A 20,257-nucleotide genomic window follows, 5' to 3' on the forward strand; every position below is an offset into this window, starting at 1 on the left:
ACGAGGACCGGTCGAAAGACCGGTCCTTTTTTTGCTAGTAAATAATGTGAGATTTGTGTCTCCCGATCTCCCATTGCTATTTTCTATAATATCCCATTTCCAAGTCAGCTGTTGCTAAGCGTACGATGCCTTTGCGGCACATAGTTTTTTCTATGTATACTTTTAACCATAGCTAATATGAATACCCTTTTTACGCGAATTCTGACTTTTGGATTGACATTGGGTGGGTTTTGGGGAATAGCGAATGCGCAGACCGGCGTGCTGAATCCCAACGATTCGGTGATCACTTACAATGCTTCGCAGCCGCCGGCGACCCCTCCGAATGGGACGCTTGCCAAGTGGGTAAGGACTGTACGGATGAGTTATCCGACGACGGACTTCAAGTGTTACTACTACAATGGCGTCCAGTTCAGGCTGAAGTGGCCGACGGACTGGACACCGGGGGCTGATGGCAGGACCTGGCCGCTGGACATTTTTTCCACGGAGTGGGGAAGCGGGCACTATTTATGACAATGAATTTCAGCTGTACCATGGCGGGAACGTCCATCAGGCTGCGGTCAACACTGGAAAATACAATGGCTTCCTGCTTTACCCGCAGAGTTCCAGTGGGTCAGGCGGATGGTCCCAGGGGCAGATAGATGCCATTGCCCAGCTGCTGACGCAGTATATCATTCCCCAGTGCAAGGTGGACCCCAACCGGATCGGGGTGACCGGGTTGTCGGGGGAGGTGATGGGGCCTGGCTTTTCTCCTATAGTCATCCGACGCTTGCCGCCGGGCTGATCCCGATGAGCTCGGCCAGCCTCCTGGACATTCCTTATGTTCAACGAATGAAATGGACGCCCATCTGGCTATTCCAGGGTGGACTTGACAAGTCTCCGGACCCGGGCACTACGCAGCAGTTGGTAAATGCCTATGGCAATGCGGGCGGCAACCTGAAATATACCCTGTTCCCCGCGGATGGGCACGACACCTGGGATGATGCCTGGAAACAGGTAGACTATTTCCCTTTCCTGCTCAGGGTGAACACGGCCAATCCCTGGGTGCTGAAGGGGCAGAACCAGTTCTGTCCCGGCGTCGCGATCAATGCCACAATCGGGGTAGTCACCGGCCTTGATGGCTATCAGTGGCGAAAGGACGGTGTTATCATTCCGGGCGCGACGAGGGATTCGATCAAAGTGACGGCGACGGGCACGTACGATTGCCAGGTGAAGAGGGGGACGGTCTGGTCGGCGTGGTCGCCGATACCTGTGGTGATCAGTACGAAGCAGACCACACCTGCTCCGACGATCACGACGACCGGTCTCGAAACGATAGTGGAGCCTGCGCCCGACGGCACGACGGGGGCATCGCTGATGGTCCCGGCCAACTATGCGAGCTATGTCTGGAAGCGGGTGGATTCTCCGGCTACGCTGCCGAGCAAGACGAATATACTGAACGGCGCCACCCCTGGACAGTATACGGTATCGGTGATGGAGCAGTTCGGTTGCAATGTGGCCACGGCGAATCCATTTACGGTGATCAGTGCGAATGGTCCCAATCCGCCGGGGGGTCCGGTAAATCTTCTGGCGACGACGACCGGAAAGACCCAGATCAGGCTGAACTGGGGTGAAGGAGGGGTAGTGCAGAGACGCAGTTCGAGGTCTACCAGGCTTTGGCGCAGGCGGGACCATACAAATTGGTCGGTTTCTCTCCGGCCAATGTGGACAGTTTTGTGGTAAGCAATCTGATACCGAATACGACGTATTTCTATAAAGTGCGTGCGATCAATGCAACGGCGGGGTCTCCTGCGGCGGGGCCGTCGAGTTCCAGGACCCAGGCGGATATCATTCCGCCGACGACTCCGGGCAATCTGCACGCCAGCGGTCTTTCGCAGTCCACGATCACGCTGGTCTGGAACGCTTCCACGGATGATGTGGGGGTCACGGCTTACGATATCTATGTCAACGGTAATTTATCCGGCACCGTGGCGGGCAATGTGACGACCTACCAGGCGTCCAACCTGATCAATGGCCGGACCTATTCGTTCGCTGTGAAGGCGAGGGACATTGCGGGCAATGCGTCGCCCTTCAGTAATCAGTGGGTGGGGGTGCCTTCGCTGATCGGCGTCAACTGGAAATACTATATGGGTACCTGGACCAGTCTGCCAAATTTCTATGCGCTGAGTGCAGTCTCCGCGGGTACGCTGAGTATCTATTCGCTCAGTCCGAAAACGGTGAACTTCAACTACGGCTTCCTCTTCCAGGGCTGGCTCTATTTCCCGGTAGCGGGTTCGTATACTTTCCGGCTCATCTCCGGAGATGGCAGCAAACTTTATATCGACGTGCCCTATAGCGCGACGGCGACGGCGACCCTCGACAATGACGGCGTACACGGCGACAAGACCGTTACCGGGAGTGCCCAGAACTATGCCGCCGGCGCGCATAGTTTTGCCATGACCTATTTCAAGAGTTCGGGTGGAACTTACGGCACCCTTACCCTGCAGTGGATGACGCCGCAAACGAACGGTCAGTTCGTAAACATTCCCAACTCTTCATTCGTTCAGAATGCCGTTGTCGGCGGGGCGGTGCCTTCGGCGCCATCCAATCTGTATGCTGCGGCCGCAACGGCAAAGAAGATCAACCTGACCTGGCGGGATAACAGCAGCAACGAGACGGGGTTCCAGGTATTCCGTTCGGCTTCCGCCGGTGGGACCTATCTGGCTGTGGGAACGGTGCGACCCGGCGTGACCTATTTTGGCGACTCGACGCTGGATGGGTCGACGACCTACTACTACAAAATCTGGGCTATCAACCAGTCCGGTTCGAGCGCCTATTCGTCGATCGCCAGCGCAACTACCCTTGCGCTTCCTCGGGCTGCCGGCCGCGCCGGGTGGTCTCAGCGGTGTGGCGAAGGGGCCGACGGGAGTCAGCCTGAGCTGGACAAATAACGCGAATAACGCCACTGCCGTGGAGGTCTGGCGGTCGCAGGGGTCGAACACCAATTATGGATTGGATGTGAGGTTGCCGGTCGCTGTTTCGTATACCGATACCGGTCTTACAAAAAATACGGTCTATTATTACAAAGTACGTTCGGTCAATGAAGGCGGCAATTCCGGCTTCAGCAACGAGATCAGTGTGACGACTCCAGGTTCGGCTACGACTACGGTGACGATGACGGATATACCTAATCAGACGATGGTCAATGACACGACGGTTGTGGTCAACCTGAGCGCGTCGAGCAGTATTGCGGGGACGGCGATCTCGTACTCTTCGGCAGGTCTGCCGGTTTTTGCTGTGCTGGCGGATAACCATAATGGTACGGCGACGCTGACCATGAAGCCGAAAGGTACCGACCTTGGCAGCTGGAAAGGAGTCTCGGTCACGGCTACGGATGCCTTTGGCGGCAGTACGACCGACTCATTCAATATTTCGGTAAATGGCCGGAATGCGGACGTCGTGCAGGTCAGCTTCAATACCAGCAACAACCCGGTGACGGCAGCGGGCTGGAACGGGATGAATATTTCCGGTGCGACGAACGGAGCGAGTGCAGGTAGTTTCAGGAACACCGGTGGAACAGTCACTACCGAGGGCATCACGCTCACGAGTAATTTCGACGGCGCGTATCCGACTGGTATGAATACGGGCAATAACAGCGGGATCTATCCGGACAACGTATTGAAGAACTTTTATTTTGGATCGGGGACCAGCAACTATTCCTTCAAAATAACGGGGCTGAGTGCCGGCAGGAGGTATTCGCTGGTGCTGTATGGCGGGTATCCCTGGTCGGCCAGCGACATGGCCAGTTATGGCAATCTGATCACCAAATATACGGTGGCCGGTCAGACACAGACGCTGAATGTCGGGAACAATATCAGCAAGACCATACAGTTCTCCGGTCTGGCGCCGGATGCGACCGGTGCGATCGCTGTAACGGTGAGCAAGCAGGCGGGTTCGGCTTACTGTATCATCAACGACATGCAGATCATCTCCTATGATGCATCCGCGACGGCGCTGACCCCGCCGTCCGGCCTTAAGGCGATCGGCCAGAATTTCGCGGTCAGGCTCAACTGGGTCAATTCGTCCGACGCGCGCACGGCGCTGGAGATCTGGCGGGGTACGAGTCCATACGGTAATTTCAGTCTGCTGAATACGATCGGGGCCAGTGTCACGACCTATCTGGACGCGAACCTGCCGCCCAACAAGACCTATTTCTACAAGATCCGTGAAGTGGCGGGCGGCGGACAGTATTCCGGTTTCAGCGATACCGTCGGCGGGTCTGTCGTGCAGTATACGGTAAATCTGAGTCTGAACTCGCAAACGGCGGGATCGCAGCCGGCTCCGTGGAATGATATCAATACGCTGCTGTCCAATGGGTTCACTTTGAGCAATATGATGGATATGAATGCACAGAGGACGGGTATCAACTTCACTTCGGTGAGGACATTCACCAGCTTTAACGACCAACTGGGTCTGACGACGAACAACAACAGCGGCGTGGTGCCTGATGCGGTCATGAGGACCTTCTACTATAACTCGCAGGGGGATACCGCGACGATCAGCATCACCGGTCTGTCGATGACCCAGATCTATAATTTTGGGTTCTATGCGGGCACTAATTACAGCAACGGGCCGACCGTGGGAATCTATCAGATCGGTAACCAGGTAGTTTCGCTGAACGCGTATAACAATACTACGAATATGGTATTCATCAACAACGTCAAACCGGATTCGACGGGTACGGTGAATATCTCGTTCTACACTGACGCCAGCACCGCCTACGCCATGTGGACGAGCCTGACTATTCAGGGCATGACTTCGCCGGATGTGATCGCGGCAGATTCGGCGGGTATTGCGGGATCTATCGCGTCGCCCGCGGGCGATACTATCAGGACATCGGATACTGCAGCGACCGGCCTTGCGGGCAGCCAGCTGGTCAACGGGAAGATAGCAGCCTATCCGAATCCATTCATTGATAATGTTGTAGTCACCCTCGACCTCGCCCAGGGGGCCGACAAGTTCACGCTCGTCGTGGTGGATGGCGGCGGCAGGATCATGCAGAAGCAGGAATTCTCCGGTGTTCCGGCGGGAACGTGGCAGCAGACGCTGAATTTTTCCAGACTGACAAAGGGCGTCTACTTTGTCCAGGTCTACGGGTTACCAGGTGGAAAGACGAGGACCGTCCAGATGGTAAAGGTCAACCGATAGACAGAAGCAAATAAATAGTTGGATCTCCGGAGACCGGTCTTTTGCGACCGGTCTCTTTTTGTTATTTACCGACTCAGTAATGTTCAGAAATAATATAGGGAAATGCTTGTATGGATAAAAAGATTAACATATCTTGCACTGCATCGTTCTCTCCTCCCCTCTATCCCCTGGATTTCCAACTCTACTTTTTAATTTCCAATTTCTCACGGAATGTCGACCATCGACTGTTATCCTTCTTCTGCATACCACGACTAATAAACGCCAGACGCACGTAAATTACCAGGTCCTATACAAACCATCACCTCCAGTATCGGTGCATGAATTAGTCATTTATAACCGGTTTGTATACTCTTAACCTTAAGTAATATGAATACCCTTTCTACGCGAATTTTCCTTCTCGTCCTGACAATGGGTTTGTTTTTCGGATCTGCACGTGCGCAGTTTGGCACCGGCGTCCTGAACCCCAATGACCCTGTAGTGACCTACAATCCGGCGGCTCCGCCCGCGAACCCTCCCGGCGGCAACGTTGCGAAATGGGTTCGGACCAAACGGGTCAACTACAACACGGACGACTTCAAGTGTTACATCTACAATGGCCTCCAGTTCCGGCTGAAATGGCCTACGACCTGGACCTCCACCAACGACGGCAAGACCTGGCCGTTGTATCTTTTTTCCATGGCGTAGGAGAGGCGGGTACGGTTTACGACAACGAATTCTCCATGTCTCACGGGGGCAATGTCCATCAGGCTGCCGTCAACAGCGGCAAGTTCGATGGCTTTTTGCTTTATCCGCAGAGCAGTGCGGCGTCGGGCGGATGGAGCCAGGCACAAGTAGACCTGATCGTGACGCTGCTGAATAATTTTATCATTCCGCAGTGTAAGGTAGACCCCAACCGTATTGTGGTGAATGGTCTGTCCGGCGGCGGGGATGCGACCTGGATGTTTGGCGAGACCCACGCGATAAATACGGCCTGTCTCGTCGTGCTGAGTGCGGCGAACATTTCGGATATCAACTATGCGAATACGCTGAAGTATACGCCCATCTGGCTTTTCCAGGGAGGACTGGACAAATCTCCGGACCCATCCACGACGATTCAGCTGGTCAATGCCTATAACAATGTGGGCGGAAACCTGAAATATACCGTCTATCCCAACAACGGTCACAATACCTGGGACAAGGCCTGGCAGGAGCCGGACTATTTCCCCTTCCTGATGCGGGCGCACGTAGCCAATCCCTGGGTGCTGACGGGGAAGAACCAGTTCTGTCCCGGCACAACGATCAATGCCACACTCGGTGTTGTCGCCGGTTTGAGCGGCTACCAGTGGCGGAAGGATGGACAGATCATAAGTGGAGCGACTTCCAACACGCTGAATGTGACGGCGACGGGTACCTATGACTGTCAGGTAAAGAGAGGCACGACCTGGTCGGTCTTTTCTCCGATCCCGATGGTGATCAGTCTCAAGGCGCCGACGGTTCCGCCGACGATAACGACGGTTGGTCTCGAGACGATCGTCGAACCTGCGCCCGACGGTACTACCGGGGCTTCGCTGCAGGTACCTGCCAACTATACCAGTTATGTATGGAAACGGGTGAGCCCCGCGGCGACCATGCCGAGCACGACCAATGTGCTGACGGGTGCTACGCCTGGACAGTACACGGTGGCCGTGACCGAGCAGTTCGGTTGCGCCGCAGCCACCTCGAATCCCTTTACGATAATCGACGCGAACGGTCCGAATCCTCCCGGCATACCCGGTAATCTCCTCGCGACGACCACGGGCAAGACCTCGATCAAAGTGACATGGGACGAAGGCGGAGGAAATCCGGAGACCCAGTTCGAGGTCTATCAGGCCCTGTCGCAGAGCGGCCCATACAAGCTGATCGGCTTCACAGCGGCAAATGTCGACTCATTTATAGTCAATGGCCTGCTGCCCAAGACGACCTATTTCTTTAAGGTCCGCGCGATCAATACGACCGCCGGGTCGCCCGTAGCGGGTCCCGCGAGCTCGCAGACGAATGCGGACGTTACGCCGCCGACGGCGCCGGGGAACCTGCGCTCGACGAGCCTCTCGCAGTCTACGGTAACGCTGGCCTGGAACGCGTCCACGGATGACGTGGGAGTCACGGCCTATGATATCTATGTCAATGGCAACCTGACAGCCAACGTAGCCGGGACGGCAACCAGCTTCCAGGTCGCCAATCTGGTCAACGCAAGGACCTATACGTTTGCGGTCAAGGCCCGGGACGTTGCCGGCAATGCTTCGCCGTTCAGCAACCAGCTGTCGAGTACGCCATCTCTGACCGGCGTCAACTACAAGTTCTATACGGGTACCTGGACCAGCCTGCCCGACTTCAATGCGCTGAATCCTTTCACTGCGGGTACGCTCAGCAGTCCTTCACTTAGCCCCGCGACGCAGACGAGGAGCTATGGGTTCCTGTTCACCGGCTTTATCAATTTCCCGACGACGGGACAATATACCTTCCGGATCACTTCGGTCGACGGCAGCAAGCTGTACATCGACGTGCCTTATACAGCCGGTGCGACGGCTAACGTCAGCAATGACGGCGTGCACGGCAGTACGACGGCTACGGGTTCGGCCACGACCTTTACTGCGGGCGCTCACCCGTTCGCCCTGACTTATTTCAAGAGCTCGGGCGGCAACAACGGCAGCCTGACCCTGCAAGTGGCGGACCCCGACGAACAGCAATTTCGTCACCGTCCCCAGTTCGGCCTACAACCAGAGCGCAACCAATTCGGGTACGGTGCCCGCAGCGCCATCCAATCTGGTAGCAACCACTGCGACGGCGAAGAAGATAGGCCTCACCTGGCAGGACAACAGCAGCAACGAGACCGGCTTTCAGCTCTTCCGTTCGACCTCAAGCGGCGGCACCTATGTGGCAGTGGCCACCGTGAAGCCCGGAGTGACCAGCTATGGCGACTCTACGCTGAACCCATCCACGACCTACTATTATAAGTTGACGGCCATCAACCAGACCGGGTCCAGCGCCTTCAGCAATATCGCGAATAATACGACGCAGGCACTGCCAGCAGTGCCCGCCGATCCGAGTGGTCTCACCGGCATGTCTGAAGGCCCGACCCATTCCGCCCTCAGCTGGACGAACAATAGCGGCAACGCCAGCGCCATCGAGATCTGGCGTTCACCCGTCTCCAATGCCAACTACGTGCAGGCGGCGACGATACCGGTCAATACCTCCTACACCGACAGCGGTCTGACGAACAATACCCTGTATTTCTACAAGGTCAGGGCGCTCAACGAGGGCGGTGTGTCCAACTACAGCAACGAGATATCCCTGACGACGAGCAATACGGCCGTCACCACGGTAGTGCTGACCAACATTCCGAACCAGACCATGGTCAACGATACGACCATTGCACTGGGCCTCACGGCGTCCAGCAGCAGTCCGGGTGCAGCGATCACCTACTCGTCGACGGGTCTTCCCGCCTTTGTAACGCTGGCGGATAACCATGACGGTTCGGCTTCGCTGACGTTCAAGCCGAACAGCACTAACCTCGGCACGTACAGCAACGTTATCGTAACGGCAACGGACGTATTCGGCGGTAACACCAGCGATACTTTCGCCATCACGGTGAACGGCCGGAATATGAATACCGTCCAGGTTTCCTTCAACACCAGTAACTATCCGTTCAGCGTCGCAGGCTGGAATGGCATGAACGTAGCCGGAGCTACCAATGGCGCCACCAGGAATAACCTGGTCGATGTCAACGGAGTCACGACTACCAATGGCGTCACGATCACCAGCAACTTCGACGGTGCCTATGCAACGGGCATGAATACCGGCAACAATAGCGGTGTCTATCCCGACGCCGTCCTGAGGAACTTCTACTTCGGCTCGACCTTCAACAACTATTCCTTCAAGGTGACGGGTCTGAGCGCCAGCAAGAAATACGCGCTGGTACTCTTTGCCGGATATCCGTGGAGTGCGCAGGATCAGGCGACTTACGGAGCCATGATCACCAACTATACGGTGAACGGCGTGTCGAAGACCCTCAACGTGGCCAACAACATCAGCAATACGGTGACATTCCCGGGTCTGTCTCCGGATGGTACGGGAGCGATCACGGTCACGATCAACAAGCCGCTGGGTTCGGCCTACTGTCTGATCAACGATATGCAGATACTGTCCTATGACGCGCCTGCATCACCGTCGGCCCTGTTGCCGCCCACTAACCTGGTGGCCAACGGCCTGACCGGAACGTCGATCAAACTCAACTGGGTCAACTCATCCGACGCCCGTACGGGCAACCAGATCTGGCGTGCTTCGAATCCGGCCGGTACCTTTAGCCTGCTGACGACCGTAGCGGCGAATGCAACGACCTATACCGACCAGAACCTGCCGTCCAACTCGACCTGGTTCTACGAAGTGCGTGAAGCGGTCAGCGGCGGTAACTTCTCGGCCTTCAGCAATATCGCCGGCGGTTCGACGGTACAGTATACGGTCAATCTGAGCCTGAACTCGCAGACTGCGGGTGCACAGCCGGCTCCGTGGAATGACCTGAACGTGCTTTCTTCGCAGGGCTTCACGCTCAACAACATGATGGACATGAATGGGCAGCGGACGGGTATCAACTTTACGCAGACCAGAGAATTCACCAGCTTTAATGACGGGCTGGGTGTGACGACGGGCAATAACAGCGGTGTGGTACCGGATGCGGTCATGAAGACCTTCTATTATAACTCGCAGGACGATACCGCCGTGGTCACCATCAGTGGTCTGTCGAAGACCGGTATCTACAACTTCGGGTTCTATGCGGGTACTGTCTACCCCAACTCGCCGGTAGTCAGTATCTACCAGATCGGCAATCAGTTCGTTTCGCTGAACGCCTTCCAGAATACCACCAATATGGTGTTCATCAACGGTGTCAAGCCGGATTCGACCGGTAGTGTCAGCATCACCTTCTATGCGGATATCACCACCCCGTATGCGATGTGGAACAGCCTGACGATCCAGGGTATGCCTTCGCCGGATGTGGTTGCGGCAGATTCGGCCGGCACAATGGGTACCATTGCCACACGTATCGGCAACACGAATGGGGTGATGGCCACTGCAAACAGCTTACAGTCAACGAATTCTGGGACCAACTTTAGCCAGGCACAAGGATTGCTTGTCTACCCGAATCCGTTCGTAGATAATGTGGCTGTGAGGTTGGATATTCCCCAAAATGTTGGTAGATTTACGCTCGCAATTGTAGATGCAGCCGGGCGGATCGTGCAAAAGCAGGAATTTAAGGATGTGCCGGCGGGTGCATGGACAAAGGTCCTGAACCTCGGCGCCCTGAGCAAAGGAATCTACTTCGTCCGGGTTTATGGATTACCAGGTAACCAGGCAAAAGCATTCAGACTGGTGAAAGTTCAGAAGTAAGGCAGATATCAGAAGATAATATCGATTGCAGGACCGGTAGAAAATACACCTACCGGTCCTGCCTTTGAATATAGACCAAAAAGAAAAATAATGGAATTTTTGTATTTGTTTAGGGCGCTCCTGCGCCGTAAATGGATCATTTTGATTTGTGTTGTTGTATCGTCCGCAATCGCTTTCATTCTTACACGCAACGTCAAAAAATCGTATCGATCCACTGCACAGCTGTCAACGAGATTTACCGTAAGCGACCAGCCCAATGGCGCGGTGAACTATATTCAGAGTGAATTTAAATTTGGGAACGTAATCGAGAATATCACCTCGCCCAACGTGATGAGTCTCGTATCCTATCATCTTCTTCTCCACGATCTTCAGTCACCCAACCCCTTTACGGTCCTGAACAATAAGCAGCAGGCGGACGCTTCGAAGGCCGACAAGCAGCGGGTCATTCAGAACCTTTCCGCGCACCTGGAGTCGATCAGTATGCTGTCGACGACGGACGCGATAGACAAACAGATACTCAGTCTCCTGTATATCTACGGCTATGGCGCCGATGCCCTCACCAGCAATCTCAAGGTGGAGCGGTACCAGAAGACCGACTATATCAATATCGATTTCAAATCGGGGAATCCCAATCTTTCCGCCTTTGTTGTCAATACGCTATGCGACGAGTTCCGCCGGTTCTACAACCAGACGGAAATGCAGCACACCGACAATAATGTCACTTCTCTCGACTCCATCGTCAAGGCAAAGCGGGCGGCTCTCGACCAGAAGCAGCAGACTAAGGAGCAGTTCATGGCCAATAACAAGCTAGTGGATGTCAACCTTGAAGGCTCGAACAAACTGGCGCAGCTGAGTGCCTACGAGAACCAGCTGATCGAAGAGAACAGCACACTAAAGAATGCTTCCTACCGGCTGAAGCAGCTGGACGACCTGATCCGTGGTGTCCGCAACAAGGGGCAGAGTGTGGCGGAGGATCCGGCCACTACCCCGAAAACCACCAGGCCCGTCCAGACGGGCACGTCGGCCAATGGCGAATATATCCGTCTGCGCAAGCAGTATAACGACCTCAACAACGAGTATATCGCCAAGGGCGGCAACGACCCGGAGATGAAGAAGAGGCTCGATGGCATCCTGCAAAGCATGTCCCGTCTCAATGTCTCCGATGGGGACGATGGCGGAGGTATAACGACGGGCGGCGGAGGCGGTGGCGGATCGGCGACGCTCGACCAGCTGACCCAGCGAAGGATAGACGCGGCGGCCGAGGTAGAGGCATCCAACAATAAGATCGCCAGCATACAGGCCAAGATCGACCAGCTGCGCAGCGGTCTGTCGGGCATGGCTTCCAAGGGGGCCAACCTGGACCAGTTCGACAAGGATATCCAGCTGGCGTCGGCCGAATATACCGCGGCAAAGGACCAGCTGAATATGGCGCTAAATGCGCGGGAGAGCCTGCCGGATTTTAAACAAACGCTTACCGGTGAACCACCGCTGGGTCCCGAGCCATCCAAGCGGCTGCTGATCGTCATCGTCAGCGGGCTGGGCGCCTTTATCATTGCCTCGCTGGTGATCATCTTCATCGAATTTTTCGACAATTCCATCCGGAGCCCGAGCCAGTTTCAGCGGCTCACGGGGCTGCGTCTGCTGGGGGCTGTCAATCGCATTAACCTCAAGGGACAGGAGAACGTTCTCAAGAAGATCGCGAAGTTCGACGAAGAGGAGAAGGCCCGCGCCAGTACCTTTCTCGAGCTGCTGAGGAAGCTGCGCTATGAGGTGGAGGCGTCCAATAAGAAAATATTCCTTTTTACCAGTACGGAGCCCGGGCAGGGTAAGACCATGCTGGTCCAGGCCCTTTCCTATATCCTCAGCCTTGGCAAGAAAAAGGTACTGATCATCGACACGAATTTCTGTAACAACGACCTCACCAAGAATATCAACGCCGAGCCCGTTCTCGAAAAATATGACCTCAACGGACATTCGTTTGACAAGGGTGCATTCCGTCGCCTGCTGACTCCTACCAACATCGAAAGGGTGGATATCATCGGCTGCGCCGGCGGGGACTATACGCCTTCGGAGATCCTGCCGAAGAACCACCTGCTGAAGCACCTCGCCGAATTGAAGGAAGAATACGACTTTATCCTGCTGGAAGGGGCGCCGCTCAACGAATACACCGACACCAAAGAGCTGGAAAGCTATGTGGAAGGTATTGTAGCCGTCTTCTCCGCGGAATCCAGCCTGACGGCTATCGACAAGGAGTCAATCCGTTTTCTGCATGACAACCGTGATAAATTCCTTGGCGCCATTCTGAACAAGGTGGAGACCTTCAATCTTGAATTGTAAACAAGACCCCCTAATACCCTCCAGTCGATGACCGTTCAAACCAAAGAGGTGCAGCAAAATGTGTTGAAAGTACCGGGAAACAAAGCCTCGACCTCGCGTATCTCCTGGGTAGACCATGCCAGGGGATCGCCATCCTTCTTGTCGTCTACCGCCATGTGGTCATTGGCCTGCAGCGCAGCGGCGTTGCGATCACCAGTACGCAGTTCGATATACAGGAGCTGTTTTACAATTTTCGTATGCCGGTGTTCTTTATCCTTTCCGGGATCTTTGTGGCGAACAGTCTCCGGAAAAAACCCGCGTGGACGTGCTGAAGGACAGGGCGCAGACGGTCCTGTATCCCTATCTGGTCTGGGGAGTCATCATGGTCACGCTGGAGATGGTCTTTGTACGGTTCGCCAATGCGAGGCGTACGTGGATGGACTATGTGGACATCCTCATACAGCCCAGGGCGATCGACCATCTCTGGTATCTTTATGCGCTGTTCAATACCAGCGCGCTCTACCTGCTGCTGAGCCGACTGATAAAAAATCCCTGGATACACGGGGCGATCGCGATAGTGCTGCATTCCGTCACGTATCTGGCATTTTTGCAGGGAAACAGTCTGGTATCCGACGCCTTTTTCTTCTATCCTTATTTCCTTATCGGGACGCTGATATCGCCGGTGCTGCTTAACAGGGAGCGCGCCGACAGGCTGCTGTCTTCCCGAAACCTGCTGTGGGTCGTGCCGCTCTTCATGGTGGGACAGTGGTATTATTTCATGCACCGAACGAAGGAAGAACAGGAAGGCTATTTCCCGCTGCTGTTCGTCATCAACCTCGTCGCCTGTTACTTTGTATACCTTATTGCAAGGTTGCTCGAAAAGGGGGAAATGCGTGGTTGTCCTGGCTTGGAAAATATTCACTGTATATCTACATCCTGCATGTTCCGATCGCGGCCATCGTGCGTAATCTGGCTTCCCATTCGGGTATTGTCTTTAACAGCTGGGTACTCATCTTTACCTGCTGGGGCCTTGGCGTGACGGTCCCAATTTTGCTATACCAGCTGTTGACGCGCTTCGGCTTTGGCAAGCTGTTCTCATTAAAAAACAAACCGGCCGCATGAGCATTTTCAAGAAATATGCCTACTGGATAAATTCGGGTAAGTATACGGCCATACAGAAATTCTCGGTGCTGGGTATGGGGATCGTGTCCTTTATGCTGCTGACCCGCAATCTGAGCAAGACCGGTTATGGGGTATGGGGGTTGTTTCTGACGATCTCCAGCATCACAGAGACGGCGAGGACGGCGCTGATCAAGAATGCCTTCATCCGGTATATGCACCAGACGCCGGAGGCCGAACACGGGCGGCTGCAGTCGGCGGCGCTGGTGCTGAGTCTGTCGATCAGCACGGTTCTTGCGGTCCTATTCCTGGGAGCGGCCATACCGGCGGCGTCCTGGCTGAAGGCCCCGGACCTGGCGGCGATGCTGCAGTGGTATGCGCTGACCCTGATGCTGACGGCCTTTTTTCGCAATGGGAGATGCTTCTCAATGCCAAAATGGACTTTCGGGGCGTCTGTTTCATGTATTGCATCCGGCAGGGGCTCCTGCTGCTGGCGATAGCCGTATATTTCGTTCTGGGGAGGGCCATCACCCCGGTCTGCTTTCATTTTATTACATGCTCTCTGTGCTGGTGGGCGCGGCTGTCGGGACGCGGTATGCCTGGCGCTATACCCGCTGGGATTTTACCGGCTACCGACCCTGGATCGGCCAGCTGTGGCGGTTTGGGCGCTATGTATTCGGTAATAATTTCTGTTCGCTGCTCTTCAGGAGTACCGATAATTTTATGACCTCCCATTTTATCGGAACGGCAGTTTCAGGATCTTACAACGCCTGTCTGCGGATCGGTAATCTGGTGGATATGCCCTCGCAGGTATTTGGCGACGTATTGTTCCCGAAGGCCGCTAAGTTCAGCGCTTCGGACAGGTCGGCCGTGAAGCATATGTACGAGCGGACGGTTGGGGCGACTCTCGTCTTTTCCTTTCCGGCGCTTCTGCTATTGTTGTTGTTCCCCTCCCTGATCCTTCATATTCTGGCCGGCGGCAAGTTCATCGACGCGGCGCCGATCCTGAGGGTGACGGCTTTTTTCGGCTTTACCTTACCCTTTATGAAGCAGTTCGGGACCATCATGGACGCCACCGGCGACCCGAAGACCAACTTCGGGGTCATGTTCCTGGCCCTTTGTATAAATATCGTCACTAACTGGGTCGGGATCCATTATTTTGGGATCATCGGGGCCGCGCTGGGCACCGCAACCACCTATTTGATTATCTTTATTGTCATCCAGACCATCCTGAACAGGAAATTCGGCGTCCGGCTGTGGAATGTCTTCCGGAATATGGCGTCGTTGTACCGTGAGCTCTTCCTGCACGGGATGGCAGTCATAAAACCCAAAGTCAATGTCGGATCTGCAGGAAAAGAAGGGTAATCCACAGCGCCAGAATGCGCATGCATTCGTTGTCATCCCTTTTGTGGCCCTGGTCATTCTTGCGCTGGGTATCAAGATCACTTTTTTTAGCCGGTATATGGAGGTATGTGAATCATGAAAAACACGTCCAAACTCATCAGGAATATTGACCGTCCGAAGACTGTCCTGCTACCCGTCCTCCTCCTCGGACTGACGGCAGCGGCGGCTATCGTCATGGTGAAGCTGGGGTTGCCGATGGCTATGTTGATCGTCCTGGGCGTGTTGGGCCTGGGCGTAGGCATCTTTATGATCGCCTATCCGGAATTTGCGTTTTACGTCGCCATCAGCTCGAGTTTCTTCGTCTTCTGTCTGCTGCGGCTTATCGGTTCGGATATTCCACTGGTGACCCTGATCGACGTCATGGTATGGGTAACCTTTGTGGCGGTGCTGATCCGGAAAGGCATAAAAGGGGAATCTTTCTGGAAGTACTGTGACAGCCCCATCATGCTGATGTACCTGATCATTCTCCTGTACACCTTCCTCGAATACTTCAATCCGAATGGCGGCAACAAGGAGCTCTATTTCCTGTTCCTCCGGCGAGTCATTACGCTGCTGCTCTTTCTTTATTGTATTCTGCAGCTGCTGACCAATATGCGCGCAATAGACAGGTTCTTCAAGGCCTTGCTGATCCTGATGTTCGTATCGGCGCTGTATGGCTGTTATGAGAGCTGGTTTGGCATGCCTGCCTTCGAGCTGAACTATATCACCTCCGACCCGCTGCGTGCCGCACTGGCGTCGCTGGACGGGGGCGGCTTCCGGATATCTTCCTTTCTGCCGAGCTGTATGGACTTCGGTCTGCTGATGGCTGCCTCGACGATCATATTTCTGGCCTTTTATCTGCGTCTGAAGACGACTAAGCGCCGGAAGCGATTGTTCCTGATCGCGATGATCTGCTCGGCGCTTTCGATGAGGTTATTCCGGGACCAGGACGGCGACCCTGATGCTCATCGTGATGGTCGTTCTTTATGTCCTGATGACCATCAATGAAGTGAAGACGGTCATCTTTTCTTCCATTTTCGGGTTCCTGCTGCTGGCGGTGATCTTTGGACCCAGCTACGGCAATGGCCAGCTGCGCCGGCTGAAGAGTACCTTCGACCTGAAGTCAGAGGAATCGCTGAATGTACGCGATATGAACAGGCACGCCATCCAGCCCTATATCTACGGGCATCCCATCGGTGGGGGCGTCGGCACTACAGGAGTACTCTACATCAGCTATAACCGCGGTCATCCGCTGGCCGGCTTTCCCGACGACAGCGGCCTGCTGGCAATCGTGCTGGAATACGGGTATATCGGACTTCTGATCCACTTGCCTGACCTATTTTATCATCCTTCAGCAGGGTATCCTGACCTATTATCAGACCAGCGATCCCAAAAAGAAGATCTATCTGCTGAGCTCGGTCCTGTTCGTATTCGGCTTTGTCTTTGCCCAGTACGCACAGGTTGCGATAGGGCAGCTGCCGAACGGCTTTGTCTATCTGGGCCTCAATGCGGTCATCATCCGGCTGCGGCAGATGGAAAAGGAAAAACAACCAAGTTTAACCACTTAATCAATGGAAAAAATCAAACGCATGAAAAATTGTACCCTTGTCCTCATTGGATTGCTGTTGTGTGCCGGCAGCCATGGCCAGTCGCAAAAGAACGCGAGCAACTACAATCAGAATGTCGACAGCGTGGCGGAGGCTCTGGTGGCCATGGCTATGAACAATGCGTCGATAAAGACCGATATGATGCTGGCCGAGCAGTTCAAGTACCTGTACAAGGCGAGCAAGACGAGCTGGCTCAACAATATCGCTATCCAGGGCAACGTCAACGAGTTCTCCTTCAAGAACCAGAACACCGACCCTCTGAAGTCCAGCACCCAGTACCCCAAGTATAACTTTGGCGTTGTCATCCCGTTCGGTATGTTCATCAACAATCCGAAGCAGGCCAAGGCGGACTATTACAAATATCAGTTTGCGATGGAGCAGGTGAATGTCGACAAGCAGAATGTTCGCCGGGACGTCCTCATCAACTGGCAGGACTATAAAATGAACAAGAAGCTGCTCGCGCAGCACGAAGAGCTGGTCAATGACTGGCGCATCATTCATCAGAAGAACGAGCAGAAGTTCTCCAATGGGGAGATCAGCCTCGAAACTTTTTACAATTCCACGAAGACCTATACGGAAGAGCTGAACAAGCAGGAGACCATCAACAGCGCCCTGAGGACCACCGCCGCAAAGCTGGAGGCCCTTATCGGGATGAATATCGAGGATGCTCTGACGCAGATAAGTGTCCAGAAGGGCAGCACACAGACCACCGGCGGCGGTACAAAATAAGAATCCCTGACAATGATAAAGAACAGAGACATCGTTGTCGTGGGGCTTCAGCCCTGGGATATCAAGATCGGCAGCAATTGCAAGAATATAGCGCTCGAACTCTCGAGGCACAACAGGGTACTGTACGTCAATGCGCCGGTGGACCGTATAACCCGGCTGCGCCAGCGCAAAGAGTCGGGCATGATCCGGAGGATGGACATCCGCAGGACCGGCCAGAACCTTGTGTCCATCGGGGACAATCTCTGGAACCTATATCCCAAGAGGCTTATCGAGTCTGTCAATTGGATTCCGGAGGGGCCAATCTACCGTATAGTAAACCGCCGCAACAACAGCCGCCTTGCGGCTGATATCCGGGAGGCCATGGCTGTGCTTGGTTTCGGGGATATCATTCTCTTCAACGACAGCGATATGTTTCGCTCCTTCTACCTGCCGGAAATGCTGAGACCGGAAATCTCCATCTACTACAGCCGTGACAATCTCATGGCCGTGCCCTATTTCGCCAAACACGGCCGTACCATGGAGCCTGCGCTGATGGCGGGTAGCTCGCTGGTCTGCGCCAACTCCGAATATCTGGCCGACCTGGCCAGGTTGCACAACCCCAACTCTTTTTATGTGGGGCAGGGCTGCGATCTTTCCCTTTTCGATCCGTCCCGGGTACCGGAAATACCAGCGGACCTCGCTGCAATCAAAAGACCCGTTATCGGCTATATAGGGGCGATACTCAGCTATCGACTGGATCTTCCGTTGCTGGTCGAGCTGTGCGGGAGCAAGCCGGAGTGGAGTTTTGTCTTTGTCGGAAAGGAGGACGAGGCTTTTGCCGCGAGCGAGCTGCATGGGATGCCGAACGTGCATTTCCCGGGGCTGAAGAAAGAGGACCAGCTGCCTTCGTACCTTGCGCATTTCGACGTTGCGATGAATCCACAGAGCGTCAACGGTATGACGGAAGGCAACTATCCGCGTAAGATCGACGAATACCTCGCGATGGGCAAACCGGTCGTTGCGACGGCGACGAAGACGATGAGCATGTTCCGCGAGCACGTTTATACGGGTACGACCAGCGTGGAGTACATTGACCTTATTGCGCGGGCGCTTCGCGAGGATAGTGGAGAGCGGGCGTTGAAGCGCATCGAATTTGCGCGTGGGCATACCTGGGAGAACAGTGTCGCGGCTATCGCCGCTGCGGTGGAAAACAGTGGAGGCGGCCCGGTCCGGTGGAACTACTGCGCGGGGGTAGGGGTCTCTCTCCTCGCCTTGTCCCAGAGCACCGACTGGCGTCCCCTGAGGTGACGAAAAAATCCCTGATACAGCGAAAAATTAAGAAAGAAGAAATAGTATGGCACGTAGAGCAACTTCGACTTTACGTTGCGGTTAGCCAGCATCCACCCTGCGATCGCCGCGAGATAGAACAGGATCTGGCCGGCGAGGACCAGTTCGTATAGCCTGCCTGCCCCGTCCAGCACGAGTACAAGGTTGAATATAAAGATCACCGGCAGCAGCAGCGGGCACAGCGTCCACCGCAGTACGCGGTGCGATATATACTGGAAGGAGAGGACGGGGTATTTGAAAAAGTTGAGGAGGCCTGCCAGCATTCCCATGGACTGGAAAGCGCCGGCGCTGATGCGGATCTTTCTTTTTCTTTCGTCTTTCAGCGACGCGGATGGTGTTTCCATTGCGTAGGCGTCGGGCTCGTAGTGGACGCGGTAGCCTTTTTGACAAACGCGCAGGGAGATGACGAAGTCGTCCAGCAGCACGTTGTCGCCCACGGGCTCGTACAGCTGAGTTCGTATGGAAAAGAGTTCGCCTGCCGCCCCGACGACGGTATACAGTTCGGCGTCCTGCTTTTTCAGGAAGGATTCGTATTTCCAGTAGAGTCCTTCTCCGATGCCGGCTACCCTTGCCGTTGCTGGTTTCCATGATCTTTTTTCTCCTGCGACACCGCCTGTTTTCGGGTCCAGATAGTGTCTTGCGATATTATAGATACTTTCTTTATTCAGGAGAGTATTGGCGTCGGAAAATATGGCGATGGGTGTGGTGACCTGCTGCATGGCGCGGTGCATGGCTGCGACCTTTCCTTTCCGTTCGGGCCGGTGCAGGACGGTGATCCTGTCGTAGCCGCGCGCCAGGGTGGGTGTGGCGTCGGAGGAGCCGTCGGTGATGAAGATGATCTGAAGTTTGTCTTCCGGGTATTCCAGTGCGAGCGTATTCGCTATCTTTTCCCGGATGAAATCCTCTTCGTTATAGGCTGCGATGATCAGTGTGACTGCGGGAAGGTCGGCGGCGGGCACGCCTGCAATTTTGATGCGCGCCTTTCCAAACATTTTTTTGCCGCTAACAGAAACCATACCAGGAGGCCGTAGCCGGCGTAACTATAGACAATTGTCAATATTCCGACCCAGAACACTATTTTGAACAGCACCATGGCTGTAAAATAAGGAAGAATGCGGGCTTTCGCGTAAAAAAAATAATGAGAACCCCGGGCTATATTTTTTTATTGGGACTCAGCTACTTGTAGTGAGATA

16 protein-coding genes and 2 pseudogenes are annotated in these 20,257 nt (G+C 54.7%); 16 read left to right on the plus strand and 2 right to left on the minus strand.

The window, feature by feature from the left end:
- Nucleotides 1–177 precede the first annotated feature (177 nt).
- The 14 genes and pseudogenes from ACQ86N_RS05520 (at nucleotide 178) to ACQ86N_RS05585 (ending at nucleotide 16,410) form a co-directional block, all read left to right on the plus strand.
- Entirely contained in the window at nucleotides 178–510 is a 333-nt protein-coding gene (locus tag ACQ86N_RS05520) for a hypothetical protein (protein ID WP_431214308.1), read from the plus strand.
- 168 nt (nucleotides 511–678) lie between these two features.
- A complete protein-coding gene (locus tag ACQ86N_RS05525) occupies nucleotides 679–1,719 on the plus strand; it encodes a hypothetical protein (RefSeq protein ID WP_431214309.1) in 1,041 nt (346 codons plus the stop codon).
- On the plus strand, nucleotides 1,713–2,927 hold the full coding sequence (locus ACQ86N_RS05530; protein WP_431214310.1) for a fibronectin type III domain-containing protein: 1,215 nt from the start codon (nucleotides 1,713–1,715) through the stop codon (nucleotides 2,925–2,927). Before ACQ86N_RS05525 ends, ACQ86N_RS05530 begins: the two co-directional genes overlap by 7 nt.
- On the plus strand, nucleotides 2,839–5,184 hold the full coding sequence (locus tag ACQ86N_RS05535; protein ID WP_431214311.1) for a fibronectin type III domain-containing protein: 2,346 nt from the start codon (nucleotides 2,839–2,841) through the stop codon (nucleotides 5,182–5,184). The genes ACQ86N_RS05530 and ACQ86N_RS05535 overlap by 89 nt, the downstream gene beginning before the upstream one ends.
- A 366-nt stretch (nucleotides 5,185–5,550) precedes the next feature.
- A complete protein-coding gene (locus ACQ86N_RS05540) occupies nucleotides 5,551–5,868 on the plus strand; it encodes a hypothetical protein (protein WP_431214312.1) in 318 nt (105 codons plus the stop codon).
- A gap of 923 nt (nucleotides 5,869–6,791) precedes the next feature.
- Nucleotides 6,792–7,871, plus strand: a pseudogene (locus tag ACQ86N_RS05545) (fibronectin type III domain-containing protein); the annotation flags it as partial.
- A gap of 73 nt (nucleotides 7,872–7,944) precedes the next feature.
- Entirely contained in the window at nucleotides 7,945–10,584 is a 2,640-nt protein-coding gene (locus ACQ86N_RS05550) for a fibronectin type III domain-containing protein (RefSeq protein WP_431214313.1), read from the plus strand.
- Nucleotides 10,585–10,674: 90 nt separating this feature from the next.
- A complete protein-coding gene (locus tag ACQ86N_RS05555; RefSeq protein WP_431214314.1) occupies nucleotides 10,675–12,921 on the plus strand; it encodes a GumC family protein in 2,247 nt (748 codons plus the stop codon).
- A 155-nt stretch (nucleotides 12,922–13,076) separates the two neighbouring features.
- Nucleotides 13,077–13,708 (plus strand): annotated as a pseudogene (locus ACQ86N_RS05560) (acyltransferase family protein); the annotation flags it as partial.
- Entirely contained in the window at nucleotides 13,666–14,022 is a 357-nt protein-coding gene (locus ACQ86N_RS05565; protein WP_431217285.1) for an acyltransferase family protein, read from the plus strand. The pseudogene ACQ86N_RS05560 and the gene ACQ86N_RS05565, both read left to right, overlap by 43 nt.
- Nucleotides 14,019–14,519: a lipopolysaccharide biosynthesis protein gene (locus tag ACQ86N_RS05570; protein WP_431214315.1), complete on the plus strand. Its 501-nt coding sequence runs from the start codon at nucleotides 14,019–14,021 to the stop codon at nucleotides 14,517–14,519. Before ACQ86N_RS05565 ends, ACQ86N_RS05570 begins: the two co-directional genes overlap by 4 nt.
- Before the next feature lie 64 nt (nucleotides 14,520–14,583).
- Complete coding sequence (locus tag ACQ86N_RS05575; protein WP_431214316.1) at nucleotides 14,584–15,384, plus strand: lipopolysaccharide biosynthesis protein; 801 nt, start codon at nucleotides 14,584–14,586, stop codon at nucleotides 15,382–15,384.
- Entirely contained in the window at nucleotides 15,356–15,502 is a 147-nt protein-coding gene (locus tag ACQ86N_RS05580; RefSeq protein ID WP_431214317.1) for a hypothetical protein, read from the plus strand. Before ACQ86N_RS05575 ends, ACQ86N_RS05580 begins: the two co-directional genes overlap by 29 nt.
- Nucleotides 15,499–16,410, plus strand: coding sequence for a hypothetical protein (locus ACQ86N_RS05585; RefSeq protein ID WP_431214318.1), 912 nt, complete (start codon nucleotides 15,499–15,501; stop codon nucleotides 16,408–16,410). The genes ACQ86N_RS05580 and ACQ86N_RS05585 overlap by 4 nt, the downstream gene beginning before the upstream one ends.
- Before the next feature lie 115 nt (nucleotides 16,411–16,525).
- Here ACQ86N_RS05585 and ACQ86N_RS05590 read toward each other — a convergent pair whose 3' ends face one another.
- Nucleotides 16,526–16,729 (minus strand): hypothetical protein, encoded by a 204-nt coding sequence (locus ACQ86N_RS05590; protein ID WP_431214319.1) that lies wholly within the window; start codon nucleotides 16,727–16,729, stop codon nucleotides 16,526–16,528.
- Nucleotides 16,730–16,991: 262 nt separating this feature from the next.
- Between ACQ86N_RS05590 and ACQ86N_RS05595 the strand changes: the two genes are divergently transcribed.
- Both ACQ86N_RS05595 and ACQ86N_RS05600 read left to right on the plus strand, forming a co-directional pair.
- Nucleotides 16,992–17,738 carry a TolC family protein gene (locus ACQ86N_RS05595; RefSeq protein ID WP_431214320.1) on the plus strand — a complete coding sequence of 249 codons (747 nt, stop codon included), beginning with the start codon at nucleotides 16,992–16,994 and terminating at the stop codon, nucleotides 17,736–17,738.
- Nucleotides 17,739–17,750: 12 nt separating this feature from the next.
- Nucleotides 17,751–19,025, plus strand: a complete 1,275-nt coding sequence (locus tag ACQ86N_RS05600; protein ID WP_431214321.1) for a glycosyltransferase — start codon at nucleotides 17,751–17,753, stop codon at nucleotides 19,023–19,025.
- Here the strand turns inward: ACQ86N_RS05600 and ACQ86N_RS05605 are convergent.
- Nucleotides 18,956–20,056 carry a glycosyltransferase family 2 protein gene (locus ACQ86N_RS05605; RefSeq protein WP_431214322.1) on the minus strand — a complete coding sequence of 367 codons (1,101 nt, stop codon included), beginning with the start codon at nucleotides 20,054–20,056 and terminating at the stop codon, nucleotides 18,956–18,958. The two genes, ACQ86N_RS05600 and ACQ86N_RS05605, sit on opposite strands and share 70 nt — an antisense overlap.
- Between the last annotated feature and the right edge of the window lie 201 nt (nucleotides 20,057–20,257).

This window comes from Puia sp. P3 (assembly GCF_050632245.1).
Classification (GTDB): Bacteria; Bacteroidota; Bacteroidia; order Chitinophagales; family Chitinophagaceae; genus Puia.